General features: G+C 62.5%; 16 protein-coding genes and 5 tRNA genes. 18 read left to right on the top strand and 3 right to left on the bottom strand.

Annotation, left to right across the window (positions count from 1 at the left end; translation table 11 throughout):
- Window positions 1–162: 162 nt before the first annotated feature.
- From QM470_RS15345 to QM470_RS15335, 3 genes are read right to left on the bottom strand one after another with little or no spacing between them, the layout of a single operon-like run.
- Complete coding sequence (locus QM470_RS15345; RefSeq protein ID WP_283339862.1) at window positions 163–1,599, bottom strand: efflux transporter outer membrane subunit; 1,437 nt, start codon at window positions 1,597–1,599, stop codon at window positions 163–165.
- A complete protein-coding gene (locus QM470_RS15340; protein WP_115594709.1) occupies window positions 1,592–4,768 on the bottom strand; it encodes an efflux RND transporter permease subunit in 3,177 nt (1,058 codons plus the stop codon). Before QM470_RS15340 ends, QM470_RS15345 begins: the two co-directional genes overlap by 8 nt.
- Before the next feature lie 15 nt (window positions 4,769–4,783).
- Window positions 4,784–6,091: an efflux RND transporter periplasmic adaptor subunit gene (locus QM470_RS15335; protein WP_283339861.1), complete on the bottom strand. Its 1,308-nt coding sequence runs from the start codon at window positions 6,089–6,091 to the stop codon at window positions 4,784–4,786.
- Between the two features lie 200 nt (window positions 6,092–6,291).
- Here QM470_RS15335 and QM470_RS15330 point away from each other — a divergent pair, with 200 nt between their 5' ends.
- The 18 genes from QM470_RS15330 to QM470_RS15245 all read left to right on the top strand — a co-directional run bounded on the left by QM470_RS15330 (window position 6,292) and on the right by QM470_RS15245 (window position 25,527).
- Window positions 6,292–6,921: a TetR family transcriptional regulator gene (locus QM470_RS15330; RefSeq protein WP_283339860.1), complete on the top strand. Its 630-nt coding sequence runs from the start codon at window positions 6,292–6,294 to the stop codon at window positions 6,919–6,921.
- 67 nt (window positions 6,922–6,988) lie between these two features.
- Window positions 6,989–7,064 (top strand) — tRNA-Arg (locus QM470_RS15325).
- Window positions 7,065–7,154: 90 nt separating this feature from the next.
- Window positions 7,155–7,240: transfer RNA gene (locus QM470_RS15320), tRNA-Tyr, on the top strand.
- A 54-nt stretch (window positions 7,241–7,294) separates the two neighbouring features.
- Window positions 7,295–7,368: transfer RNA gene (locus tag QM470_RS15315), tRNA-Gly, on the top strand.
- A 42-nt stretch (window positions 7,369–7,410) separates the two neighbouring features.
- A tRNA-Thr gene (locus QM470_RS15310) sits at window positions 7,411–7,485 on the top strand.
- Window positions 7,486–7,559: 74 nt separating this feature from the next.
- The gene (gene tuf, locus QM470_RS15305) at window positions 7,560–8,750 is read left to right on the top strand and encodes an elongation factor Tu (protein ID WP_192334956.1); all 1,191 of its coding nucleotides are present in this window, start codon (window positions 7,560–7,562) and stop codon (window positions 8,748–8,750) included.
- 13 nt (window positions 8,751–8,763) lie between these two features.
- Window positions 8,764–8,839, top strand: a tRNA-Trp gene (locus QM470_RS15300).
- Window positions 8,840–8,928: 89 nt separating this feature from the next.
- The gene (gene secE / locus QM470_RS15295) at window positions 8,929–9,312 is read left to right on the top strand and encodes a preprotein translocase subunit SecE (protein ID WP_066541596.1); all 384 of its coding nucleotides are present in this window, start codon (window positions 8,929–8,931) and stop codon (window positions 9,310–9,312) included.
- On the top strand, window positions 9,312–9,908 hold the full coding sequence (gene nusG / locus QM470_RS15290; protein WP_066541598.1) for a transcription termination/antitermination protein NusG: 597 nt from the start codon (window positions 9,312–9,314) through the stop codon (window positions 9,906–9,908). The genes secE and nusG overlap by 1 nt, the downstream gene beginning before the upstream one ends.
- A 98-nt stretch (window positions 9,909–10,006) precedes the next feature.
- Window positions 10,007–10,438, top strand: a complete 432-nt coding sequence (rplK, locus tag QM470_RS15285; protein WP_280013891.1) for a 50S ribosomal protein L11 — start codon at window positions 10,007–10,009, stop codon at window positions 10,436–10,438.
- A 1-nt stretch (window position 10,439) separates the two neighbouring features.
- Window positions 10,440–11,135 (top strand): 50S ribosomal protein L1, encoded by a 696-nt coding sequence (gene rplA, locus QM470_RS15280; RefSeq protein WP_066541602.1) that lies wholly within the window; start codon window positions 10,440–10,442, stop codon window positions 11,133–11,135.
- 225 nt (window positions 11,136–11,360) lie between these two features.
- Window positions 11,361–11,888, top strand: coding sequence for a 50S ribosomal protein L10 (gene rplJ, locus QM470_RS15275; protein ID WP_066541604.1), 528 nt, complete (start codon window positions 11,361–11,363; stop codon window positions 11,886–11,888).
- 40 nt (window positions 11,889–11,928) lie between these two features.
- Window positions 11,929–12,303 carry a 50S ribosomal protein L7/L12 gene (gene rplL / locus QM470_RS15270; protein WP_066541605.1) on the top strand — a complete coding sequence of 125 codons (375 nt, stop codon included), beginning with the start codon at window positions 11,929–11,931 and terminating at the stop codon, window positions 12,301–12,303.
- A 280-nt stretch (window positions 12,304–12,583) separates the two neighbouring features.
- Entirely contained in the window at window positions 12,584–16,696 is a 4,113-nt protein-coding gene (gene rpoB, locus QM470_RS15265; RefSeq protein ID WP_280013890.1) for a DNA-directed RNA polymerase subunit beta, read from the top strand.
- A gap of 121 nt (window positions 16,697–16,817) precedes the next feature.
- Complete coding sequence (gene rpoC, locus QM470_RS15260; protein WP_066541608.1) at window positions 16,818–21,035, top strand: DNA-directed RNA polymerase subunit beta'; 4,218 nt, start codon at window positions 16,818–16,820, stop codon at window positions 21,033–21,035.
- A 115-nt stretch (window positions 21,036–21,150) separates the two neighbouring features.
- Complete coding sequence (gene rsmB / locus QM470_RS15255; protein WP_283339859.1) at window positions 21,151–22,515, top strand: 16S rRNA (cytosine(967)-C(5))-methyltransferase RsmB; 1,365 nt, start codon at window positions 21,151–21,153, stop codon at window positions 22,513–22,515.
- Window positions 22,475–23,176: a DUF4390 domain-containing protein gene (locus tag QM470_RS15250; protein WP_083520657.1), complete on the top strand. Its 702-nt coding sequence runs from the start codon at window positions 22,475–22,477 to the stop codon at window positions 23,174–23,176. The genes rsmB and QM470_RS15250 overlap by 41 nt, the downstream gene beginning before the upstream one ends.
- On the top strand, window positions 23,173–25,527 hold the full coding sequence (locus QM470_RS15245; RefSeq protein WP_098066025.1) for a sensor histidine kinase: 2,355 nt from the start codon (window positions 23,173–23,175) through the stop codon (window positions 25,525–25,527). Before QM470_RS15250 ends, QM470_RS15245 begins: the two co-directional genes overlap by 4 nt.
- Window positions 25,528–25,532 lie beyond the last annotated feature (5 nt).

Below are 25,532 nucleotides of genomic sequence, written 5' to 3'. Positions count from 1 at the left end.
CGCTAGCCACTGGCAACGCCACGGGTTGACGCGGTGGCCGCACTTGTCGTGAGGTAGATCAAGAAGCCGGCATCTGGGCCATAAAACAACAAGGCCCGGGCGGGTGCCAGGGCCTTGTCGGGGCGTGCCTGCGGGCAGGCTGTGCAGCGGCGCTGCCGCGCCCTATTGCGCCGGTGCTGCAGCGGCGGGGGCTGCTGCGGTCTGGGTGGTTTCGGTCCAGCCACCGCCCAGCGCCTTGTAGAGCAGCACCTGGTTCTGCAGCTGTGCCAGTCGCACCTGCACCACAGCCTGCTCCAGCGTGAACAGGGAGCGCTGGGCATCCAGCAGATCCAGGTAGCTGGCCACCCCGTTGGTGTAGCGCAGATTGGACAGATTCAGGCGCGAGGACTCGGCTTCCAGCTGGGCCTGCTGGGCGCGCAGCTGTTCCACCAGGGATTCGCGGCTGACCAGGGCATCCGAGACTTCGCGGAAAGCGGTCTGGATGGCCTTTTCATACTGTGCCGCAGCAATCTTCTTGCTGGTTTCCGCCACTTCCAGATTGGCCTGGTTGCGGCCTGCCGTGAAGATCGGCAGGTAGATGGACGGCGCAATGCTGAACGTGGTGGAGCCGGACTTGAACAGGTCGGACAGCTCGGTGTTGGCAAAGCCGGCGGCAGCGGTCAGCGACACGTTCGGGAAGAACAGCGCGCGGGCCGCACCGATGCTGGCGTTGGCGGCCACCATGCTTTGTTCGGCCTGGCGAATGTCCGGGCGGCGCAGCAGCAGATCGGAAGGCAGGCCGGCGGGCACATCGGCCAGCGCTGGCAGGTCGGCCAGTCGCTTGCCTTGCAGGCTGGCCAGCAGTTCGGCAGGCACCTGCTGCCCCACCAGCAGGGTCAGCGCATTGATGTCCAGATCGCGCTGGCGGGTCTGCTGGGCCAGTGTGGCGCGGGCGTTCTCGGTCAGCGAGCGGGCTTGCTGGAAGTCCAGTTCCGACGAGGCGCCGGCATCGAAGCGCAGCTTGGCCAGGCGCACCGATTCTTCGCGCGTCTGCAGCGTGCGCTGCGAGATGGCGCGCAGTTCCTCGTCGGCCTGCAGCCCCAGCCAGGCATTGGCGACGGCGGCCACCAGGCTGATCTGGGTCGACTTGCGGCCTTCTTCCGTGGCCAGGTACTGGGCCAGAGACTGTTCCTTCAGGCTGCGGATGCGGCCCCAGAAGTCAATCTCCCAGCTGGGCATGGACAGGCCCACCATATAGGTGTTGACGTAGCCGGAACCGTCGGTGCTGGCGGCACGGGACCCCTGGGCGGCCACCCCCAGCTCCGGAAACTGCGCGGCGCGCTGGATCTGGTACTGGGCGCGGGCCTGCTCGATGTTGAGCACGGCCACGCGCAGGTCGCGGTTGTTGTCCAGCGCCAGGGTGATCAGCTGCTGCAGACGGGCGTCCGAGAAGAAGTTCTGCCACGGAATGTCGGCCGCAGCCGTGCTGGTACTGGCGGCGTTGGCGGCCGGGTAGCTGGCAGCCACGGGCGCCGCCGGGCGCTCCAGTTGCGGGATGAAGGAGCAGCCGGAGGCCAGCAGCGCGCTGACCAGCAGGGTGGGAACAAGTCGCTTAGTCATGGTGAGAGCCTCCGTCAGTCACCGCAGCGGTGGATGCGGGAGGGGTCTTGTCTTGGTCGAGCTTCTGGCCGAACAGCTTGAAGACGCCGATGAAGAAGATGGGCACCAGGAAGATCGACAGCGGCGTGCCGATCACCATGCCCCAGAACACGCCGGTACCGATTTCGCGCTGGCTGGCCGCGCTTGCACCGGAGGCGATGTACAGCGGCACCACGCCCAGAATGAACGCCAGGGACGTCATCAGAATCGGGCGGAAGCGCAGATGGGCGGCTTCCAGCGCCGCGTCGTAGGCACTCATGCCCTGGGCGTGCAGGTCCTTCGCAAATTCCACGATCAAGATCGCGTTCTTGGCGGACAGACCGATCACCGTGATCAGCGCCACCTGGAAGTAGATGTCGTTGGGCATGCCGCGGATGAACATGCCGGCCAGCGCGCCCAGCACACCGAGCGGCACCACCAGCATCACGGACAGCGGAATGCTCCAGCTTTCATACAGCGCAGCCAGGCACAGGAACACGGCCAGGATGGAGAAGGCATACAGCAGCATGGCCGAGGAGCCGGACTTCTTTTCGTCCAGCGACTGGCCGGTCCACTCGTAGCCAAAACCTTCGGGCAGGTCCAGGGCGAGCTTTTCCATCTCGGCCATGGCCTGGCCGCTGGTGTAGCCGGGCTTGGCGGAGCCGGTGATGCTCATGGAGGGGTAGCCGTTGTAGCGGGTCACCTGCATGGGGCCGGAGATCCACTTGGCGCTCACCATGGTGGAGAGTTCCACCAGCTTGCCATCCGCATTGGGCACGGTCAGACGCATCACGTCTTCCGGCTGCATGCGGCGGTGGGCATCGGCCTGGATGGTCACGCGCTGCATATAGCCCTGGTTGGGGAAGTCGGTGGAGTTCGACGAACCCAGGGCCGTGGCCAGCGTGGACGCCAGATCTCCCATGCTGACGCGCTGTGCATACACGGCGTCGCGGTTGATGTTGACCTGCCACTGTGGCGCATCGTCCACGCCGTCAAAGCGCACACCGGTCAGGATGGGGCTCTGGTTGGCCTTGCCCATCAGCATGTTGCGCGCTTCCAGCAGGGCCGCGTGGCCCTTGGCGCCACGGTCCAGCAGGCGGAACGTGAAACCATCGCTGTTGCCCAGTTCCGGAATCGACGGCGGCACCAGGGTGTAGATGAAGCCGTCGCGCAGCGCCATCATGGCACCCATGGTGCGGCCGGCAAACGATTGCGCGTCCGAGCCCGCACCACTGCGTTGCGACCAGTCCTTGAGGGTGGTGAACGCCAGACCCATGTTCTGTCCCTGGCCGGAGAAGCTGAAGCCCAGAATGCTCACGATGTGGTCGGTTTCGGGCTGGCTCAGCACAAACTTTTCCAGCTCGGCCACGGCATCACCGGTACGGTCCAGCGTGGCGCCGGGCGGCAGCTGTGCCAGTGAGATCACATAGCCCTGGTCTTCCGTCGGCAGGAAGGCGCTGGGCAGCTTCATGAACATGAAGGCCACACCGGCGATCACCAGCAGATAGACCACCACGGCCTGGAACGAGCGCTTGACCACGGAGTTCAATGCACCGTGGTAGCGCTTGGTGCCGGCGTCGAACTTGCGGTTGAACCAGTTGTAGAAGGGACCCAGCGGGCCGGTCTTCTTGTCATGCGCATGGCCCTTGGGGATGGGCTTGAGCATGGTCGCGCACAGCGCGGGGGTCAGCGTCAGCGCAAAGAAGCCGGAGAAGAAGATGGAGATGGCCATCACCAGCGAGAACTGGCGGTAGATGTTGCCGGTGGCGCCGGAGAACATGGCCAGCGGCAGGAACACGGTGACCAGGATCACCGTGATGCCGACCACGGCGCCCTGGATCTGGCCCATGGCCTTGATCGTGGCTTCCTTGGGCGGTATGCCTTCCTCGGCCATGATGCGCTCGACGTTCTCCACCACCACGATGGCATCGTCCACCACGATACCGATCACCAGCACCATGGCGAACATGGCCAGGATGTTGATGGTCAGCCCCGCGGCCAGCATGACGCCAAAGGTCCCCAGCAGGGCGATGGGCACCACGATGGTCGGGATCAGGGTGTAGCGGATGTTCTGCAGGAAGACCAGCATCACGATGAACACCAGCACGATGGCTTCGAGCAGGGTGTGCACCACTTTCTCGATCGAGATCTTGACGAACTTCGAGGTGTCGTATGGCGCGGACCAGTTCACGCCCGGGGGCAGGAAGGGCGCCAGCGTGTCCATCTTTTCATAGACCAGCTTGGCCGTTGCCATGGCGTTGGCGGTGGAGGTCAGCTGCACCGCCATGGCGACGGCAGGCTTGCCGTCCAGGCGCGAGTTGAAGGCATAGGACTCGGTGCCCAGCTCCACGCGGGCCACGTCCTTGATGCGCACGGTCGAGCCGTCGGCGTTGGAGCGCAGCACCACGTTGCCGAATTGCTCGGGCGTCGTGAGCTGGCCGGGGACCACGATACTGGCGCTCATGGTCGTGCCGGGCACGTTGGGGGTGTCACCCAGTGCACCGCCGGAGATCTGCTGGTTCTGTGCGGCGATCGCTGCATTCACCGAGGCAATGGGCAGGCCATAGCCTTGCAGCTTGATGGGGTCGACCCAGATGCGCATGGCGCGGCCGGCCGCGAACAGCTGGGCCTTGCCCACGCCTTCCAGGCGCTGGACTTCGGGCAGCACGTTGCGGTTGACGTAGTCGGCGATGTCGTCGCGCGAGGTTTCCCCGGATTCGGCCTGGAAGGCCAGAATCATCAGGAAGTTGCTCATCGCCTTGTCGACCTTCACCCCCAGTGCCTGCACCACGCTGGGCAGACGGGGCTCGGCCCGCGCCAGGCGGTTTTGCACGTCCACCTGGGCCAGGTCGGCATTGGTGCCGGGCTTGAAGGTGAGGGTCAGGGTGCCCTGGCCCCCGGCGGGGGCCTTGCTTTCCATGTACATCAGGCCGGCGGCACCGTTCATCTCACGTTCAATGAGCTGAAGCACCGAATCGGTCATGGTCTCGGAGGTGGCTCCGGGATAGGTGGCCGTGACTGTGATCGTGGGCGGTGCCACGGACGGGAACTGCGCCACTGGCAGCTGGGTGATCGAGATGATGCCGGCCAGCACCACAAAGATCGCAATCACCCACGCAAAGATAGGGCGGTGGATAAAAAACTTCGACATAGAAATCTGTCCCGTTTATTGGGCCGCCGCAGGCTTGGCGTCTGCGGCAGCTTCCGGCTTGGCGGCGGGGGCTTTGTCTGCGGCCGGCGCGGCGGCTGCGGGAGCGGCCTTGGCATCGGCTTGCCATGGCACCGGGGTCACTTTCTTGGCCCCCATGCCGACCTTGATCACGCCGTCCACCATGACTTTTTCGCCCTCCTTGAGGCCGCCCGTCACGATCCAGTTGTTGCCTTGCGAACCATTGATCTGCACGGGGCGCGGGGCCACGGTGCCGTCTTCCGCCACCACCAGCACGAAGTTGCCCTTTTCATTGCGGGTCACGGACTGCTGGGGGATGACGGCGGCGTTGTCCACCTGGGCCTGTTCCAGCTGCACGCGCACATACATGCCGGGCAGCAGCAGACCGTTCGGGTTGGGCAGCTCGGCACGGACGCTGACCTGGCCGGTGTTTTCGTCCACGGTCAGATCGGTGAACAGCATGCGGCCGGTGTGGCCGTATTCCTTGCCGTCTTCGGTGAAGACATGGACCTTGGCAGCGTTCGCGCCGTCGCGGGTCAGCTTGCCAGCGGCCAGCGCTTCCTTGAGGCGCAGGATGTCGCTCGAAGACTGGGTCAGATTGACGTACAGCGGATGGATCTGCTGGATGGTGGCCAGCTGGGTGGCTTCGCCCTGGCCGACCAGCGCGCCCTCGGTCACCATGGCGCGGCCGATGCGGCCGGCGATGGGGGCGGTGACTGCGGCATAGCCCAGGTTGACATTGGCATTGGTCACCCCGGCCTTGCCGGCGGCCACCTGGGCCAGGGCCGCCTTTTCGGCCGCGATCGCGGCGTCGTAGTCCTGCTTGCTGATGGCATTGGCTTCCACCAGGGGCTTGTAGCGGCGTGCGGTGGCGGCCGCCTGCACCAGGCTGGCTTCGGCCTGGGCCAGGGTGGCTTGCGCGCTTTGCAGATTGGCCTGGTAGGGCGTGCTGTCGATCTGGAAGAGCTTTTGACCGGCCTTGACGTCCGAGCCCTCCTGGAACAGGCGCTTTTGCAGGATGCCGGCCGCGCGTGCGCGGACCTGGGCGGTGCGGAAGGCTTCCAGGCGACCGGGCAGATCGGTCACCAGGGGAACGCTGCCCAGCTTCACGGTCACCACACCCACTTCCGGAGGCTTGGCCTGTGCGGCTGCTTGCGCATTCTGCGCACCGTCATTTTTGTCGCCGCATGCCGCCAGGCCCAAGGCCGACACCACTGCCACGCCCAGGGCGATGGCGCGCAAACGGGCATGGGGGGCGAAGAGGGGGGCCTTGGCCGCACGGCTTGCTTCATACACGGGATGCATGAAAGTCCTTCCGGTAGTTTGTTGGATGCAAAAAAGGGCGCGATGCCTGTGCGTCGCGCCAAAAACAGAGTCTCATGCCCTGGAAATCGATGTCGCAATTATACATACATCCATGAATGTATAATGACACTCGAGGCTGCTGACAGCATCCTCCGAGTCTGTGGGATGAATGTCAAACCCTGTGTGGGAAGGAGGACAGCGTGGCGCGTCGGACAAAGGAAGATGCTTGCGCGACCCGCAACAGTCTGCTGGATGCGGCGGAGCAGGTGTTCTATGAGCAGGGGGTGGCGCGTGCCTCGCTCAATGAAATAGCGCAGCGCGCGGGGGCCACCCGGGGCGCGGTCTATTGGCACTTCAAGGACAAGCTGGATCTGTTCTACGCCATGCTGGAGCGGGTCACCCTGCCGCTGGAGCAGGCCGCCTACGGCGAGGATGTGGGTGGCGCCCGGCTGGAAGGCCTGGCGCGGGTGCGGCATGTGATTGCGTCCGTCTTTGTGCGGCTGGAAGAGGATTCGCAGACCCGCAAGGTGTTCGAGGTGCTGCTGCACAAGGTGGAATACGTAGGGGAGCTGGTCTCCGTGCAGGAGCGCAATGTGCAGGCGATGGCAGAGTTCGATGCCAAGCTGGAAGCCGCGCTGGTGCATGCGCAGGGCGAGCAGCGGATCGAGCTGCCGGTCAGTGCGGGCGAGGCGGCGCTGGCCTTGCGCTGCCTGTTTGATGGGGTGATCCAGAGCTGGCTGCTTTCGCGCGGCGGTTTTGGGCTCTCGGCAGTGGGCATGCGCGCCGTGGATGCGTATCTGCGGGGCCTGGGGTTCGCCTTGGCTGCGTGATGCTGCGCTGACTGCGTGGGAAAGTCATGCCACAATAGCGGGCTTGAGACGTTGAATTGTGTCTGTAGCGGCTGTAGCTCAGTGGATAGAGTATTGGCCTCCGAAGCCAAGGGTCGTGGGTTCGATCCCCGCCAGCCGCGCCATCTTCTGCTGCACCTTGTGTGGGGTGGAAGAAGAAAAAATCACCGATTTCTTTTTGCGAGAAAAAACGGTGCTACAATTCAAATCTCTTCGGAGGGGTGCCCGAGTGGCTAAAGGGGGCAGACTGTAAATCTGTTGGCTTACGCCTACACTGGTTCGAATCCAGTCCCCTCCACCAGTAATGGTTGCAAGAGATGTGTCGCCTAGGGCGATGCGCGCAAACGCAAGGTTTGCGGGAGTAGTTCAATGGTAGAACCCTAGCCTTCCAAGCTAATGACGCGGGTTCGATTCCCGTCTCCCGCTCCAGGTTTGAGAAATTCCAACATTGTGCATTCGTGTGCGGTGTTTGCCCATGTGGCTCAGTGGTAGAGCACTCCCTTGGTAAGGGAGAGGTCGGCAGTTCGATCCTGCCCATGGGCACCATCTTTCTGGTGCTTCTTTCAGATGGTAGCGCCCAGAGCAAGTTAGAGCATTTGATTTTTTTCGGAGTCGAAAAAATGGCAAAAGAAAAGTTCGAGCGCACCAAGCCCCACGTGAACGTGGGCACCATCGGTCACGTGGACCACGGTAAGACCACCTTGACGGCTGCTATCGCTACCGTTCTGTCGAAGAAGTTTGGCGGTGAAGCCAAGGCCTACGACCAGATCGACGCTGCACCCGAAGAAAAGGCCCGCGGTATTACCATCAACACCGCTCACGTCGAGTACGAAACGGCTAACCGCCACTACGCTCACGTGGACTGCCCTGGTCACGCCGACTATGTGAAGAACATGATCACCGGCGCTGCCCAGATGGACGGCGCTATCCTGGTGTGCTCGGCTGCTGACGGCCCCATGCCCCAGACCCGCGAACACATCCTGCTGTCGCGTCAGGTGGGCGTGCCTTACATCATCGTCTTCCTGAACAAGGCTGACATGGTGGACGACGAAGAACTGCTGGAACTGGTCGAAATGGAAGTGCGCGAGCTGCTGTCCAAGTACGACTTCCCCGGCGACGACACCCCCATCATCCGCGGCTCTGCCAAGCTGGCTCTGGAAGGCGACCAATCCGACAAGGGTGAACCCGCTATCCTGCGTCTGGCTGAAGCTCTGGACAGCTACATCCCCACGCCTGAGCGCGCTGTGGACGGTGCCTTCCTGATGCCCGTGGAAGACGTGTTCTCGATCTCCGGTCGTGGTACCGTGGTGACCGGCCGTATCGAACGCGGCATCATCAAGGTCGGCGAAGAAATCGAAATCGTCGGTATCAAGGACACCCAGAAGACCACCGTCACGGGCGTGGAAATGTTCCGCAAGCTGCTGGACCAAGGTCAAGCTGGCGACAACGTGGGTCTGCTGCTGCGCGGCACCAAGCGTGAAGACGTGGAACGTGGCCAAGTGCTGTGCAAGCCCGCTTCGATCAAGCCCCACACCCACTTCACCGCTGAGGTGTATGTGCTGTCGAAGGACGAAGGCGGTCGCCACACTCCTTTCTTCAACAACTACCGTCCCCAGTTCTACTTCCGTACCACCGACGTGACCGGCTCCATCGAGCTGCCCGCCGACAAGGAAATGGTGATGCCTGGTGACAACGTGTCGATCACTGTGAAGCTGATCGCCCCCATCGCCATGGAAGAAGGTCTGCGTTTCGCTATCCGCGAAGGTGGTCGTACTGTGGGCGCAGGCGTGGTTGCTACCATCCTGGCTTAAAATTTAAGGGTTTAGGGGTATAGCTCAATTGGCAGAGCGTCGGTCTCCAAAACCGAAGGTTGTAGGTTCGATTCCTACTGCCCCTGCCACCTCTAGGTGGTAAAGATAAGCCCGCCAGACTCTGGCGGGCTTCAGTGTCTTGTGCTCGGCCATTGTGCTGTGCGAATGAAGATTAGGTATGGCTACATCGCAAGTTGAAACAGTAAGCTCTGGCGCCGACAAGGCCAAGCTGGCTGCAGTGCTGGTTCTGGTGATTGCATCCATCGCCGGCTTTTATTTTCTGGGCGCCCAAGGCCCTGTTGCGCAATGGGGCGTGCTGTTGGTCGGCCTGGTGGCCGCTGCAGCCGTGTTCCTGGTCTCCGAGCAAGGCAAGCAGCTGATTGCGTTTGCCAAGGATTCTTGGAAAGAAGTCAAAAAGGTTGTCTGGCCCTCGCGCAAAGAGACCTTGCAGATGACGCTTTATGTGTTCGCCTTTGTGGTGATCATGGCTTTGTTCCTCTGGTTGACCGACAAGACCGTGGAGTGGGTGTTGTATGACCTCATTCTGGGCTGGAGAAAATAATGACTGATGCGATGGACGCAGGTGCATCGGGCGCTCAAGTGGCGCCCGCTGCTGCAGTGAATCCTGATTTGCGCTGGTATATCGTGCATGCCTATTCGGGCATGGAAAAAGCTGTGGAGCGCAACATCACGGAGCGCATTCAGCGTTCTGGTATGCAGGAAAAATTCGGCCGTATCCTGGTTCCCACCGAAGAAGTGGTGGAAATGAAGAACGGCCAGCGCAAGACCACCGAGCGTCGCCTGTTCCCGGGTTATGTGTTCGTCGAGATGGTGATGGACGACGACACCTGGCACTTGGTCAAGCACACCAGCAAGGTGACCGGCTTTGTGGGCGGCGCCAAGAACCGCCCTGCACCGATCTCGGAAGAGGAAGTGCAGAAGATCGTGAGCCAGATGCAGGAAGGCTCCGACAAGCCGCGCCACAAGATCGAGTTCATGGTGGGCGAGCTGGTGCGTGTCAAGGAAGGTCCGTTCACGGACTTCAACGGCACAGTCGAAGAAGTCAATTACGAGAAGAACCGCCTGCGGGTGTCCGTGGCGATCTTCGGTCGCTCCACTCCGGTGGAGCTGGAATTTGCGCAGGTCGAAAAGACCTGATGCCGATCGCACGTTGTGGGACTCGCGTGCTGAAATAAGAGTCCTTTAACACGGGGAGCCATGTACTGCATGGCGCTATACCCGTAAGGAGTAAATCCATGGCGAAGAAAATCGTCGGTTTTATCAAGCTGCAAGTGCCAGCTGGTAAGGCCAATCCTTCCCCTCCCATCGGTCCTGCGCTGGGTCAGCGCGGTCTGAACATCATGGAATTCTGCAAGGCATTCAATGCGCAGACCCAAGGTGTTGAGCCCGGTCTGCCTCTGCCTGTGGTGATCACGGCCTTTGCTGACAAGAGCTTCACGTTCGTCATCAAGACCCCTCCCGCCACCGTGCTGATCAAGAAGGCCATCAAGCTGGACAAGGGTTCTGCGAACCCTCTGAAGGCCAAGGTCGGCAAGATCACCCGTGCTCAGCTGGAAGAGATCGCTCAGACCAAGCTGAAGGACATGAATGCCGCTAACGTTGACGCCGCCGTGCGCACGCTGGCTGGTTCTGCCCGTTCGATGGGCGTGATCGTGGAGGGTTTGTAAAATGGCCAAGTTGACCAAGAAGCAAAAAGCTCTCCAAGGCAAGGTGGACTCCACCAAGCTGTACGCCTTCGGCGAAGCCGTGGTGCTGGTGAAGGAAGCTGCAACCGCCAAGTTCGATGAATCCATCGACGTGGCCGTGCAACTGGGCGTGGATGCCAAGAAGTCGGACCAAGTGGTGCGCGGCGCTGTCGTGCTGCCTCACGGTACCGGCAAGACCACCCGTGTGGCCGTGTTCGCACAAGGCGCCAAGGCTGAAGAAGCCAAGGCCGCTGGTGCTGACATCGTCGGCATGGACGATCTGGCTGCCCAAGTCAAGGCTGGCGACATGCCCTTTGACGTGGTGATCGCTGCTCCCGACGCAATGCGTGTCGTGGGTCAGCTGGGTCAGATCCTGGGCCCGCGCGGCCTGATGCCCAACCCCAAGGTGGGTACTGTGACTCCCGACGTCGCTACGGCCGTGAAGAACGCCAAGGCTGGTCAGGTGCAGTTCCGCGTGGACAAGGCTGGTATCGTGCACTCGACCATTGGCCGCCGCTCGTTCGACAACGACAAGCTGCAAGCCAATCTGGCCGCCCTGGTGGACGCGCTGAACAAGGCCAAGCCTGCTTCCAGCAAGGGTCTGTACCTGCGCAAGGTGGCGGTTTCCTCTACGATGGGTGTGGGTGTTCGCGTCGAGCCCCAATCCATCGCAGCGTAATTCGCTAAAATCTTCTGCCCGGATTTGTCCGGGCTGATGTGGTGGGCTGTCCATGTGCGCATGGACAGGTCATCCAAGACCGCTGGTGTGGCTTGCCACTTAATTGCATAGCCAGCGCAGATGGCGATCCCGCTGCAGATGGATGAATGTCCTCTAACAGTTGGTCGCTGCAACAAGAGCGCGCACAAGGGGCTTGCCCTGCGTGCGCATTTGAAGGAGTAGACCTTGAGTCTTAATCGCAGTGAGAAAGAAGCGGTCATCAACGAAGTGACCAGCCTCGCCGCTAAAGCTCAAACGCTTGTGATCGCGGAATACCGTGGCATCACGGTCGCCGACATGACCAAACTGCGTAGCGAAGCGCGCAGCAAGGGTGTGAGCCTGAGCGTGTTGAAGAACACCCTGGCCCGCCGTGCTGTCGCCGGTAGCGCGTTTGAAGTGGTGGCTGACCAGATGACTGGTCCCCTGATCTATGGCTTCTCTGAAGACGCAGTGGCTGCCGCCAAGGTGGTGGCCGACTTCGCGAAGACCAACGACAAGTTGGTGATTCGCGGTGGCGCGTTTTCGGGCAAGGCCCTGGACGTGAACGGCGTGAAGCAGCTGGCAAGCATCCCCTCGAAGGAAGTGCTGCTGGCCCAAGTGTGTGGCTTGCTCATGTCGCCTATGTCGCGTACAGCCGTTGTGCTGGGTGCGCTGGCGGCAAAGAAGAGCGAAGGCGCAGAGCAACCTGCCGCCGAAGAAGCCGCTGCAGCTTAATTGCGGCAACAAACAACCAACAAATTGTTAGGAAATTAACATGGCATTCGATAAAGACGCATTCTTGACCGCCCTGGACAGCATGACTGTTCTGGAACTGAACGACCTGGTCAAGGCAATTGAAGAAAAGTTTGGCGTGAGCGCTGCCGCTATGGCTGCTCCTGCTGCTGCTGGCGGCGGTGCTGCTGCTGCTGCTGAAGAAAAGACCGAGTTCAACGTGGTGCTGGCTGAAGCCGGTTCCAACAAGGTTGCCGTGATCAAGGCCGTGCGTGAAATCACCGGCCTGGGTCTGAAGGAAGCCAAGGACCTGGTCGACGGCGCTCCCAAGAACGTGAAGGAAGGCGTGGCCAAGGCCGACGCTGAAGCCGCAGTGAAGAAGCTGACCGAAGCTGGTGCTAAGGCTGAACTCAAGTAATTGAGTCCAATCCTGAGGCTGGAGTGCTCGCAAGGGCCTCCAGCCTTTGGTGCTTGTGGAACTGGCTTCCAGAGCACACCAGAAAACGGGCAAATCGCCTTTTTTCTAGTGTCTTCTGACAACCCGACAGCAGAAGATGCCTTGGTTCGGGCGATGTGCAACGCATCGCCGTCCGCCATGGTTGGTAGTGGCCAACCGCCAAGCCGGCAAAAGGAGCGCGCCCTTCTTGCCGGACAGTGTCGTCGCAGACCCAGGACTCAAGTCTTTGCCCGGAGATCTCATGGCCTATTCTTACACCGAACGTAAGCGAATTCGCAAAAGTTTCGGCAGCCGCGATAGCGTGCTCGAAGTGCCTTACCTGCTGCAGATGCAAAAAGATGCATACACCGCATTCCTGCAGTCAGACGTAGCCCCCAAAAAACGCACCATTGAAGGCCTGCAAGCGGCTTTCAACTCTGCTTTCCCCATCGTCTCCCACAATGGTTTTGTGGAGATGAAGTTTGTCGAGTACAACCTTGCCAAGCCCGCTTTCGACGTGCGCGAGTGCCAGACCCGTGGTCTGACCTTCGCCTCGGCCGTGCGTGCCAAAGTGCAGTTGATCATCTATGACCGCGAGTCCTCGACTTCGCAGTCCAAGGTGGTCAAGGAAGTGAAGGAGCAAGAGGTCTACATGGGCGAAGTGCCCCTGATGACCGACAAGGGCTCGTTCATCATCAACGGTACCGAGCGTGTGATCGTCTCGCAGCTGCACCGTTCGCCTGGCGTGTTCTTCGAACACGACAAGGGCAAGACCCACAGCTCGGGCAAGCTGCTGTTCTCGGCGCGCATCATCCCTTACCGCGGCTCCTGGCTGGACTTCGAGTTCGACCCCAAGGACCTGCTGTACTTCCGCGTGGACCGTCGTCGCAAGATGCCCGTGTCCATCCTGCTGAAGGCCATCGGCCTGACCCCCGAGTCCATCCTGGCGAACTTCTTCGTCAACGACAATTTCCGCCTGATGGACAGCGGCGCGCAGATGGAATTCGTGGCCGACCGCCTGAAGGGTGAAGTCGCACGTTTCGACATCACCGACAAGTCCGGCAAGGTCGTCGTGGCCAAGGACAAGCGCGTCACCGCCCGCCACACCCGCGAACTGGAACAATCCGGCACCAAGTACATCAGCGTGCCCGAAGACTTCCTGATCGGCCGTGTGCTGGCCAAGAACATCGTGGATCCGGACACCGGCGAAATCATCGCCAAGGCCAACGAAGAGCTGACCGAAGCCCTGCTGAAGAAGCTCCGCAGCGCCGGCATCCAGGACATCCAGTGCATCTACACGAACGAACTGGACCAGGGCGCCTACATCTCGCAGACCCTGCGCACGGATGAAACCGCTGACGAGTTCGCTGCACGTGTGGCGATCTACCGCATGATGCGTCCCGGCGAGCCTCCCACCGAGGACGCCGTGCAGGCCCTGTTCCAGCGCCTGTTCTACAACGCCGATACCTACGATCTGTCGCGCGTGGGCCGCATGAAGTTCAACGCCAAGGTGGGCCGCGACGATGCGACAGGTCCCATGGTGCTGTCCAACGAAGACATCCTGGCCGTGGTCAAGATCCTGGTGGATCTGCGCAACGGCAAGGGCGAAGTCGACGATATCGACCACCTGGGCAACCGCCGCGTGCGTTGCGTGGGCGAACTGGCCGAAAACCAGTACCGCACCGGTCTGGCACGTATCGAAAAGGCTGTGAAGGAACGTCTGGGTCAGGCAGAGCAAGAGCCTCTGATGCCCCACGACCTGATCAACTCCAAGCCCATTTCTGCCGCGCTGAAGGAGTTCTTCGGTGCATCGCAGCTGTCGCAGTTCATGGACCAGACCAACCCTCTGGCCGAAATCACCCACAAGCGCCGCGTGTCGGCCCTTGGCCCGGGCGGTTTGACCCGCGAACGTGCCGGCTTTGAGGTGCGTGACGTGCACGTGACCCACTACGGTCGCGTCTGCCCTATCGAAACGCCTGAAGGTCCGAACATTGGTCTGATCAACTCGCTGGCTCTGTACGCCCGCCTGAACGAATACGGTTTCATCGAAACCCCGTATCGTCGCGTGGTGGACGGCAAGGTCACGATGGAAATCGACTACCTGTCGGCCATCGAAGAAGGCAAGTACGTGATCGCCCAGGCGAATGCCGAACTGGACGCCGAAGGCCGTCTGGTGGGCGAGTTGGTGTCGGCCCGTGAAGCCGGTGAATCCACGCTGCTGTCGCCCGAGCGCGTGCAGTACATGGACGTGTCGCCTGCACAGATCGTGTCGGTGGCTGCCTCGCTGATTCCGTTCCTCGAACACGATGACGCGAACCGCGCATTGATGGGTGCCAACATGTCGCGCCAGGCCGTGCCTGTGCTGCGTCCTGAAAAGCCCATGGTCGGTACCGGTATCGAACGCGTTGCTGCGGTCGACTCGGGCACCGTGGTGACGGCCACCCGCGGCGGTATCGTGGATTACGTCGATGCAACCCGCATCGTGATCCGCGTGAACGATGAAGAGGCTGTGGCTGGTGAAGTGGGTGTGGACATCTACAACCTGATCAAGTACCAGCGTTCCAACCAGAACACCAACATCCACCAGCGTCCCGTCGTCAAGCGCGGCGACAAGCTGGCCAAGGGTGACGTGATCGCCGACGGCGCATCGACCGACCTGGGCGAAATCGCCATCGGCCAGAACATGCTGATCGCCTTCATGCCCTGGAACGGCTACAACTTCGAAGACTCGATCCTGATCTCCGAACGCGTGGTGTCCGAAGACCGCTACACCTCGATCCACATCGAGGAACTGGTGGTGATGGCACGCGACACCAAGCTGGGCGCGGAAGAAATCACCCGCGACATCCCCAACCTGTCCGAGCAACAGCTGAACCGCCTGGACGAGTCCGGCATCATCTACGTGGGTGCGGAAGTGCAACCCGGCGACACGCTGGTGGGCAAGGTCACTCCCAAGGGCGAGACCACGCTGACTCCGGAAGAGAAGCTGCTGCGCGCCATCTTCGGCGAGAAGGCTTCCGATGTGAAGGACACCTCGCTGCGTGTGGACCAGGGCTCGTCCGGCACCGTGATCGACGTGCAGGTCTTCACCCGTGAAGGCATCCAGCGCGACAAGCGCGCCCAGCAGATCATCGACGATGAACTGAAGCGTTTCCGTCTGGACCTGAACGACCAGCTGCGCATCGTGGAAGCCGACGCGTTCGACCGTATCGAGAAGCTGCTGATCGGCCGCGTGGCCAACGGCGGCCCGAACAAGCTGGCCAAGGGCGCCAAGCTGGACAAGGCCTATCTGGACGGCGTGGAGAAGTTCCACTGGTTCGATATCCGTCCTGCAGAAGACGAACTGGCTGCGCAACTGGAATCCATCAAGAACGCACTGGAGCAGACGCGCCACGAGTTCGACCTGGCTTTCGAAGAAAAGCGCAAGAAGCTCACGCAAGGCGACGAGCTGCCTGCTGGCGTGCTGAAGATGGTCAAGGTGTACCTGGCCGTCAAGCGCCGCCTGCAGCCTGGTGACAAGATGGCCGGCCGCCACGGTAACAAGGGTGTGGTTTCCCGCATCGTGCCCGTGGAAGACATGCCTTACCTGGCTGACGGCACCACCGCCGACATCGTGCTGAACCCGCTGGGCGTGCCTTCGCGTATGAACATCGGTCAGGTGCTGGAAGTGCACTTGGGCTGGGCCGGCAAGGGTCTGGGCCAGCGCATCGGCGACATGCTGCAAGCCGAAGCCAAGATGGCCGATCTGCGTGCCTTCCTGGAAGAGGTCTACAACAGCCGCGGTCGCAAGGAAGACCTGTCGCTGCTGAGCGATGACGAAATCCTGCGCATGGCCAACAACCTGAAGACCGGTGTGCCTTTCGCCACCCCGGTGTTCGACGGTGCTTCCGAACAGGAAATCAAGGACATGCTGAAGCTGGCATATCCCGATGAACTGAAGGAGCGCAAGGGTCTGACCGACAGCCGCACCCAGGCCTATCTGTTCGACGGCCGTACCGGCGAGCAGTTCGAGCGCCCGACCACCATCGGCTACATGCACTACCTGAAGCTGCACCACTTGGTCGACGACAAGATGCACGCACGTTCCACGGGTCCGTACTCGCTGGTGACGCAGCAGCCTCTGGGCGGTAAGGCCCAGTTCGGTGGCCAGCGTTTCGGTGAAATGGAAGTGTGGGCGCTGGAAGCTTACGGCGCCGCCTACGTGCTGCAGGAAATGCTGACCGTGAAGTCCGATGACGTGGTGGGCCGTACCAAGGTGTACGAATCCATCGTCAAGGGCGAGCACGCCATTGAAGCCGGCATGCCTGAATCGTTCAATGTGCTGGTCAAGGAAATTCGTTCCCTGGGCCTGGACATCGAACTCGAGCGTTCCTGAGACCTTGTAAAAAACGTGAGCGCCTTCTGCGCATGAACAAAGGATCTGCATCGATCGAATTGAGGATTCGATGCAGATCCCGCAGAGGCAGCTATTAATTTGGATGAAAGGGAAAGAGTCTATGAAATCGTTACTCGACCTGTTCAAGCAATTCACGCCGGATGAGCACTTCGATGCCATCAAGATCGGCCTGGCTTCGCCCGAGAAAATTCGTTCCTGGTCTTTCGGTGAGGTGAAGAAGCCCGAGACCATCAACTACCGTACGTTCAAGCCCGAGCGCGATGGTCTGTTCTGCGCCAAGATCTTTGGCCCGATCAAGGACTACGAGTGCCTGTGCGGCAAGTACAAGCGTCTGAAGCACCGCGGCGTGATCTGCGAGAAGTGCGGCGTGGAAGTGACCCAGACCAAGGTGCGCCGTGAGCGCATGGGCCACATCGACCTGGCTGCGCCTTGCGCCCACATCTGGTTCCTGAAGTCCCTGCCTTCGCGCCTGGGTCTGGTGCTGGACATGACGCTGCGTGACATCGAGCGCGTGCTGTACTTCGAAGCCTATGTGGTGACCGATCCCGGCATGACCCCGCTGAAGAAGTTCAGCATCATGTCCGAAGACGACTACGACGCGAAGCAGCGTGAATTCGGCTACGACGAGTTCACCGCCAAGATGGGCGCCGAAGGTATCAAGGACCTGCTGGAAGGCATCGATATCGACAGCGAAATCGAGCGTCTGCGCGGCGATCTGACCGGCTCCGAAGTCAAGGTCAAGAAGAACGCCAAGCGCCTGAAGCTGCTGGAAGCGTTCAAGAAGTCCGGCATCAAGCCCGGCTGGATGGTCATGGAAGTGCTGCCCGTGCTGCCTCCCGACCTGCGTCCGCTGGTGCCGCTGGACGGCGGCCGCTTTGCGACCTCCGACCTGAACGACCTGTACCGCCGCGTCATCAACCGCAACTCGCGTCTGCGCCGCCTGCTGGAGCTGAAGGCTCCCGAGATCATTGCGCGCAACGAAAAGCGGATGTTGCAGGAAGCCGTGGACAGCCTGCTGGACAACGGTCGCCGTGGCAAGGCCATGACGGGCGCCAACAAGCGTGCCCTGAAGTCGCTGGCCGACATGATCAAGGGCAAGAGCGGTCGTTTCCGCCAGAACTTGCTGGGCAAGCGCGTGGACTACTCCGGTCGTTCCGTGATTACCGTGGGTCCTTACCTCAAGCTGCACCAGTGCGGTCTGCCCAAGCTGATGGCGCTGGAACTGTTCAAGCCTTTCATCTTCTCCCGTCTGGAGCAGATGGGCATTGCCACGACCATCAAGGCCGCCAAGAAGGAAGTGGAATCCGGCAGCCCCGTGGTGTGGGACATTCTGGAAGAGGTCATCAAAGAACACCCGATCATGCTCAACCGTGCGCCTACGCTGCACCGTTTGGGTATCCAGGCGTTCGAGCCCATCCTGATCGAAGGCAAGGCCCTGCAACTGCACCCGCTGGTCTGCGCGGCATTCAACGCCGACTTCGACGGTGACCAGATGGCTGTGCACGTGCCCCTGTCCGTGGAAGCACAGATGGAAGCCCGCACGCTGATGCTGGCCTCCAACAACGTGCTGTTCCCCGCTTCGGGCGAACCCTCCATCGTTCCTTCCCAGGACGTGGTGCTGGGTCTGTACCACGCGACCCGCGACAAGATCAACGGCAAGGGCGAAGGCATGGTGTTCATGGACACCAACGAAGTCCAGCGCGCGCTGGATTCCGGTGAAGCCGAGCTGCATGCCAAGATCAGCGTGCGTCTGCCCCAGTGGACCAAGGACAAGGAAACTGGCGAATTCGTCAAGTCCGTGAGCCTGGTGCACACCACGGTGGGCCGTGCCCTGCTGTCGGAAATCCTGCCCAAGGGCCTGGACTTCAGCAACATCAACAAGGCGCTGAAGAAGAAGGAAATCTCCAAGCTCATCAACGCTTCGTTCCGCAAGTGCGGTCTGAAGGCCACCGTGGTGTTTGCCGACAAGCTGCTGCAGAACGGTTTCCGTCTGTCGACGCACGCCGGTTTCTCCGTGGCCATCGACGACATGCTGGTGCCCCCGCAAAAGGCCGACATCCTGGCCCGCGCGGAAGCCGAAGTGAAGGAAATCGAGCAACAGTACGTCTCCGGTCTGGTGACGGCTGGTGAGCGCTACAACAAGGTGGTGGACATCTGGGGCAAGGCCGGCGACGACGTGTCCAAGGTGATGATGGACCAGCTGAAGGTCCAGAAGACCACCGACCGCGACGGCAACCAGGTGGACCAGGAGTCGTTCAACGCCATCTACATGATGGCCGACTCCGGTGCCCGGGGTTCTGCAGCGCAGATTCGCCAGCTGGCCGGTATGCGTGGCCTGATGGCCAAGCCTGACGGTTCCATCATTGAGACGCCTATTACCGCGAACTTCCGCGAAGGCCTCAACGTGTTGCAGTACTTCATCTCGACCCACGGTGCCCGTAAGGGTCTGGCCGACACGGCGTTGAAGACCGCGAACTCGGGTTACCTGACCCGCCGTCTGGTGGACGTGACCCAGGACCTGGTCGTGAACGAGCAAGACTGCGGTACCTACAACGGTTACCTGATGCGCGCCATCGTCGAAGGCGGTGAAGTGATCGAATCCCTGCGCGACCGCGTGCTGGGCCGTTCGACCGCCGAAGACGTGCTGCATCCCGAAACCCGTGTGGTGCTGCTGCGCGCCGGTACGCTGCTGGACGAAGACACGATCGAAGAGCTGGAAGCCCAGGGCGTGGACGAGATCAAGGTGCGTACGGCGCTGACCTGCGAAACCCGTTTCGGCCTGTGCGCAACCTGCTACGGCCGTGACCTGGGTCGCGGTGGCCTGATCAACATGGGCGAAGCGGTGGGCGTGATCGCTGCACAGTCCATCGGTGAACCCGGTACCCAGCTGACCATGCGTACGTTCCACATCGGTGGTGCGGCTTCGCGTGCAGCCGTGGCCTCGAGCGTGGAAGCCAAGTCGAACGGTTCGATCAGCTTCAACCCGACCATGCGCTATGTGAGCAACACCAAGGGTGAGCTGGTCGTGATTTCGCGTTCGGGCGAGATCGTGATCTCCGAAAACGGCCGTGAGCGTGAGCGTCACAAGGTGCCTTATGGCGCCATCCTGACCGTCAAGCCCGATGAAGCCATCAAGGCTGGCAAGATCCTGGCGAACTGGGATCCGCTGACCCGCCCCATCATTACCGAATACGCCGGTCAGGTGAAGTTCGAGAATGTGGAAGAAGGCCTCACCGTGGCCAAGCAGGTCGACGAAGTGACGGGTCTGTCCACCCTGGTGGTGATCGACCCCAAGCGCCGTGGTTCTGCCAAGGTGGTGCGTCCCCAGGTCAAGCTGATCGACGCCAACAACCAGGAAGTCAAGATCCCTGGTACCGACCACGCCGTGACGATCGGCTTCCAGGTCGGCGCGCTGATCCAGGTGCGTGACGGCCAGGACGTGGGCCCCGGCGAAGTGCTGGCCCGTATCCCTGTGGAAGGTCAGAAGACCCGCGACATTACCGGTGGTCTGCCCCGTGTGGCCGAGCTGTTCGAAGCCCGTACGCCCAAGGACAAGGGCACGCTGGCCGAGATGACCGGCACGATCTCCTTCGGCAAGGAAACCAAGGGCAAGATCCGCCTGCAGATCACCGATCTGGAAGGCAAGGTCTGGGAAGAGCTGGTGCCCAAGGAGCGCAACATTCTGGTCCACGAAGGCCAGGTGGTGAACAAGGGTGAATCGATTGTGGACGGCCCGGCCGATCCGCAGGACATCCTGCGCCTGCTGGGTATCGAAGAGCTGTCGCGCTACATCGTGGACGAAGTGCAGGACGTGTACCGCCTGCAGGGTGTGAAGATCAACGACAAGCACATCGAAGTGATCGTGCGCCAGATGCTGCGTCGCGTCGTGATCGAGAACCCTGGCGATACCACCTACATCCAGGGTGAACAGGTCGAACGCTCCGAAGTGCTCAACACCAACGAAGCGGCGCAACGCGACGGCAAGATCCCTGCCACGTACTCCAACGTGCTGCTGGGTATCACCAAGGCTTCGCTGTCGACCGACTCCTTCATCTCTGCGGCTTCCTTCCAGGAAACCACCCGCGTGCTGACCGAGGCTGCCATCATGGGCAAGCGCGACGAGCTGCGCGGTCTGAAGGAAAACGTCATCGTGGGTCGTCTGATCCCCGCTGGTACCGGTCTGGCCTACCACCAGGCTCGCAAGGCCAAGGACGCCATGGACGAGGCCGAGCGCCGCGCCATCGCCGAAGCCGAAGCGGCCGAGCTGGCTGGCGTGACGGCTGACGAGTCCGTCGCAGGTGACGACAGCGCCGCGTAAGCGCGCGCTCTTGCGTCACTGACCACGCTCCCCGCTTGCTGCAAGGCAGGTGGGGAGCGTTTTTATTTGGGCGGCGCTGGCAGGGGCCGGCGCCGTACACATGGCGTGTAATTTCATGACGACTTCATCTGCTTCCCGCGCTGCTGGAAAACCGGCGCAGCCCGTGGCCTTGTCACGGCTGCTGGACCAGGTGGCGCAGGCCTTGCAGGCCATCCGCGCCGGACAATCGGGCACCGGCCTGCTGCAGGCCGTGCCGGCCGCGCTGCGCCCGGGTGTCCAGGCGCTGCTGTTTCAGGTGCTGCGCAATCTGGGCCGCGCCCAGGCCTTGCGCGCCCAGCTGGCGCCCAAGGCCCCGGCCCCCAGGGTGGATGCCTTGCTGTGCACGGCACTGGCGCTGGCGTGGAATGAAGCCCAGGCACCATATGCGCCCTTCACGCTGGTCAACCAGGCGGTGGAAGCGGCCAAGCGCGGCCCCGCTGCACGGCAGGCCGGCTTCATCAATGCCTGTCTGCGCCGTTTTCTGCGCGAGCGCGATGCGCTGGTGGCGCTGACGGACGCGGACCCCCAGGCCCGCTGGAACCACCCGCGCTGGTGGATCGAGCGCCTGCAGCGCGAATACCCCGCGCAGTGGCAGCAGATTCTGGAAGCCAACAACGCCCATGCACCGATGGCGCTGCGGGTGCATGCCCGGAAATCGACGCCTGCGCAGTACCTGAGTGCACTGCAAGCCGTCCACCTGGAGGCGACGGTGTTCGGCGCGCATGGCGTGCAGCTGGCCAAGCCCCAGCCGGTCGATGCCTTGCCCGGCTTTGCCGAGGGCGTGGTGTCGGTGCAGGACGGTGCCGCACAGCTGGCCGCGCCCCTGCTGCTGCACGGTCTGGACCTGTCCCGGCCCTTGCAGGTGCTGGATGCCTGCGCCGCGCCGGGGGGCAAGACGGCCCACCTGCTGGAGCTGGGAGGCGAGGCCCTGCAGGTCACTGCCCTGGAAGTCGATGCGCAGCGCGCCGAACGCATTCACCACACGCTGGCGCGGGTGGGTGCGCAGGCCAAGGTGCTGGTGGCCGATGCCGGCCAGCCCGCACAGTGGTGGCAGCAGGCCAATGGCGGGCAGAAGTTCGACGCCATCTTGCTGGACGCCCCGTGCACTGCATCGGGCATTGTGCGGCGCCACCCGGACGTGCGCTGGCTGCGCCGCGAAAGCGATGTGGCGCAGCTGGCAGCCATCCAGACGCAGCTGCTGGACACCCTGTGGCCCCTGGTGCAACCCGGTGGGCGGCTGCTGTATTGCACCTGTTCGGTGTTTAAGGCCGAGGGGGATGCGCAGGTCAAAGCGTTTCTTGCACGCAACACTGATGCCACACATCAGCCATCGCCTGGGCATTTAATTCCCGGAACCACCCCGATCCGCGATGCACTCCCGGACAATGGTGCAGGTGACCATGACGGCTTTTTCTACGCCCTGTTTACCAAGGCGCTCTGACCTTGTCGCCGCGCTGCAGCTGTGCGGGGCACTGCTGCTGGCGTTGGCCCTGTTCTGGGCGTTGCCCGGCGCGCAGGCCCAGACACTGGCCAGTGCGACCAGCACCGAGCTGCTGCTGGAGCCCGCGGCCGACACGGCCGTGCCGGTGGATGGCCTGTTGCTGCGCCCGGCAGGCGACAAGCTGCAGCTTAGCGCATCCCTGCATTTCGAGCTGCCTTCCCTGGTGGAAGACGCCTTGTACAAAGGCATTCCGGTGCACTTTGTGCAGGAAGTGCGCATGGTCAGCGAGCGCTGGTACTGGAGCGACAAGGTGGTGGCCGAGGTGGAGCGCCACATGCGACTGAGCTACCAGCCGCTGACGCGCCGCTGGCGCCTGTACACCGGTGCATCCCCGTTGAGCGAGCGGGGGCAAGGCGGCGTCTCCCTGGGTGTGACCTTTGATACGCTGGAAGACGCGATGTCGGCGCTGCGGCGCATTACCCGTTGGAATGTGGCCGAGCTGTCGCAGCTGCCCTCCAGCGGCGAGTTGCAACTGGAGCTGCAGATGCGCATCGACACGGCGCAGCTGCCTCGGCCGCTGCAGATCGGCAATCTCGGGCGCTCCGGCTGGAGCATGCTGGTATCCCGCAGCAAGCGTGTGGACGCGCATGAATGGCGATGACGACTGAATCCGGTGCGCCGGCGGCCCTGCCGGCCGGCAAGCATGCCCCCAGCGCGCGTACCGTGCGCTGGACCGTGGGGATTGTGGCTGCCGTCATGTGCGCCATCGGCATGGTGCTGCTGTTCCTGCTGACGCTGGCCACCAACAACCGGGTGCTGTACGAGCGCCACTACCAGTGGCTGTTCGGCCTGAACGTGCTGGTGGCCGGCATCCTGCTGTGCGTGCTGCTGTGGATGGCGGTGCGCCTGCTGGTGCGCTGGCGGCAGAAGAAATTCGGTAGCCGCCTGCTGCTCAAGCTGGCGGCGGTTTTCGGCATTGCGGGCCTGGTGCCGGGCCTGCTGATCTATGTGGTGTCCTACCAGTTCGTCTCGCGCTCCATCGAGAGCTGGTTTGACGTCAAGGTGGAAGGGGCACTGTCTGCGGGCGTCAGCCTGGCCAGCGTGACACTGGAGACGGTGGCCCAGGACATGGCCAACAACACGCGCACGGCCAGTGCGCAGCTGGTCCAGGTGCCGGATGCGGCGGCAGGGCTGATCCTGGAGCGCATCCGCGACCAGTTGGGGGCCAGCGATGTGGTGCTGTGGAACAGCAACGGCAAGGCCGTGGGCACGGCAGGGCAGTCCTTGTTTGCACTGCAGCCCGAGCGGCCCAGCAGCCAGCAGCTGCGGACCGTGCGCAGCCAGCGGCCGCTGGCCACCATTGAAGGCCTGGACGATATCAACCCCAACGATGCCCAGGCGGTGCAGCAGGTGCGGGTGCGCACGCTGGCGCTGGTGAGCAACCCCAGCGTGGGCCTGCTGGAAGAGCCCCGCTATCTGCAGGTGGTGCTGCCCTTGCCCCAGGCCCTGGTGACCAATGCCCTGGCCGTGCAGGGTGCCAACCGGGAGTACCAGGAGCGTGCGCTGGCCCGTGAAGGCCTGCGCAGCATGTACATCGGCACCCTGACGCTGTCGCTGTTCCTGGCCGTGTTCGGCACCGTGGTGCTGGCGGTGCTGCTGGGCAACCAGCTGGCCCGTCCGCTGCTGCTGCTGGCCCAGGGCGTGCGCGATGTGACCCAGGGCGATCTGCGGCCCAAGGCCGTGCTGCAGACCAATGACGAGCTGGGGGGACTGACCCGGTCGTTTGCGCTGATGACGCAGCAGCTGGCCGATGCCCGCACGGCGGTAGACAAAAGCATGGTGGAGGTGCAGTCCGCACGCACCAATCTGCAGACCATTCTGGACAATCTGACCTCCGGGGTGCTGGTGCTGGATGCACAGGGGCGCGTGCTGTCGACCAACCCGGGTGCGACCCGGATCCTGCGCCTGCCGATGGCGGCGCACCTGGGCGATGCGCTGAGCGAGCTGCCGGGGCTGCAGGGCTTTGCGGCCATGGTGCAGGAGCAGTTTGCGCTGTTCCTGGGCGAGCAGGGCGCCTCCATGGGGCGCGAGCGCTGGCAGCTGGTGTTCGAGCTGGGCGCTGGTGACCAGGCCGATGGCCCGCGTGCCGGCGAAGTGCTGCACGACAAGACCAGCCTGGTGGTGCGCGGGGCCGAGCTGCCCGGCCAGCGCCGGCTGCTGGTGTTCGACGATATTTCCGAAATCGTCTCGGCCCAGCGTTCCCAGGCCTGGGGCGAAGTGGCGCGGCGCGTGGCCCACGAGATCAAGAATCCGCTGACCCCGATCCAGCTGTCGGCGGAACGCCTGGACATGAAGCTGTCGGGCAAGCTGCCGGAAGCCGAACAGGCGCTGCTGCAGAAATCGGTGCGCACCATCGTCGAGCAGGTGGGCGCGATGAAGCGGCTGGTCAATGAATTCCGCGACTATGCGCGCCTGCCCGCGGCCGAGCTGCAGGCGCTGGACCTGAACGGCCTGGTGCAGGACGTGATGCACCTCTACGGCGAAGAGAATGCCCGCGTCCCGGTGAAGGTGGAGTTGGACCCCCAATGCCCGCGCATTGCCGGCGATGCTCAGCAGCTGCGCCAGGTCATCCACAACCTGTTGCAAAACGCCCAGGACGCGACCGAGCAGCACGCCCAGAATCTGGGCGTGGCACCACCGCCGGTGCGCATCAGCACCCAGTGGCTGGAAACCGCACGCCGGGTGCGGTTGACCATCAGCGACAGCGGCGGGGGCTTTCCTCCCCATATCCTGCAGCGTGCCTTCGAGCCCTATGTGACAACCAAGGCACGGGGCACGGGTTTGGGCTTGGCCGTGGTCAAGAAAATTGCAGATGAGCATGGGGCTCGCATCGATTTGGCCAACCGCACCGAAGAGGGCGTGGCGCAAGGTGCACAAGTGTCGCTATCATTCGTCCCTGAAAACAACGCTGCGGCGTCAGAAGGGATGGCGACCGCGCACCGCAGTACATAGGCTTC

Origin of the sequence: Comamonas sp. 17RB (assembly GCF_030056555.1) — a bacterium.
In the GTDB taxonomy this organism is placed as follows: Bacteria; Pseudomonadota; Gammaproteobacteria; order Burkholderiales; family Burkholderiaceae_C; genus Comamonas; species Comamonas terrigena.
This window is presented reverse-complemented; position numbering and strand designations above follow the sequence as displayed.

Bases quoted from the DNA above. Each gene is read 5' to 3' on its own strand.
- QM470_RS15345 (WP_283339862.1), bottom strand. From the start codon at position 1,599: ATGACTAAGCGACTTGTTCCCACCCTGCTGGTCAGCGCGCTGCTGGCC.
- QM470_RS15340 (WP_115594709.1), bottom strand. From the start codon at position 4,768: ATGTCGAAGTTTTTTATCCACCGCCCTATCTTTGCGTGGGTGATTGCG.
- QM470_RS15335 (WP_283339861.1), bottom strand. From the start codon at position 6,091: ATGCATCCCGTGTATGAAGCAAGCCGTGCGGCCAAGGCCCCCCTCTTC.
- tuf (WP_192334956.1), top strand. From the start codon at position 7,560: ATGGCAAAAGAAAAGTTCGAGCGCACCAAGCCCCACGTGAACGTGGGC.
- secE (WP_066541596.1), top strand. From the start codon at position 8,929: ATGGCTACATCGCAAGTTGAAACAGTAAGCTCTGGCGCCGACAAGGCC.
- nusG (WP_066541598.1), top strand. From the start codon at position 9,312: ATGACTGATGCGATGGACGCAGGTGCATCGGGCGCTCAAGTGGCGCCC.
- rplK (WP_280013891.1), top strand. From the start codon at position 10,007: ATGGCGAAGAAAATCGTCGGTTTTATCAAGCTGCAAGTGCCAGCTGGT.
- rplA (WP_066541602.1), top strand. From the start codon at position 10,440: ATGGCCAAGTTGACCAAGAAGCAAAAAGCTCTCCAAGGCAAGGTGGAC.
- rplL (WP_066541605.1), top strand. From the start codon at position 11,929: ATGGCATTCGATAAAGACGCATTCTTGACCGCCCTGGACAGCATGACT.
- rpoB (WP_280013890.1), top strand. From the start codon at position 12,584: ATGGCCTATTCTTACACCGAACGTAAGCGAATTCGCAAAAGTTTCGGC.
- rpoC (WP_066541608.1), top strand. From the start codon at position 16,818: ATGAAATCGTTACTCGACCTGTTCAAGCAATTCACGCCGGATGAGCAC.
- rsmB (WP_283339859.1), top strand. From the start codon at position 21,151: ATGACGACTTCATCTGCTTCCCGCGCTGCTGGAAAACCGGCGCAGCCC.
- QM470_RS15250 (WP_083520657.1), top strand. From the start codon at position 22,475: ATGACGGCTTTTTCTACGCCCTGTTTACCAAGGCGCTCTGACCTTGTC.
- QM470_RS15245 (WP_098066025.1), top strand. From the start codon at position 23,173: ATGACGACTGAATCCGGTGCGCCGGCGGCCCTGCCGGCCGGCAAGCAT.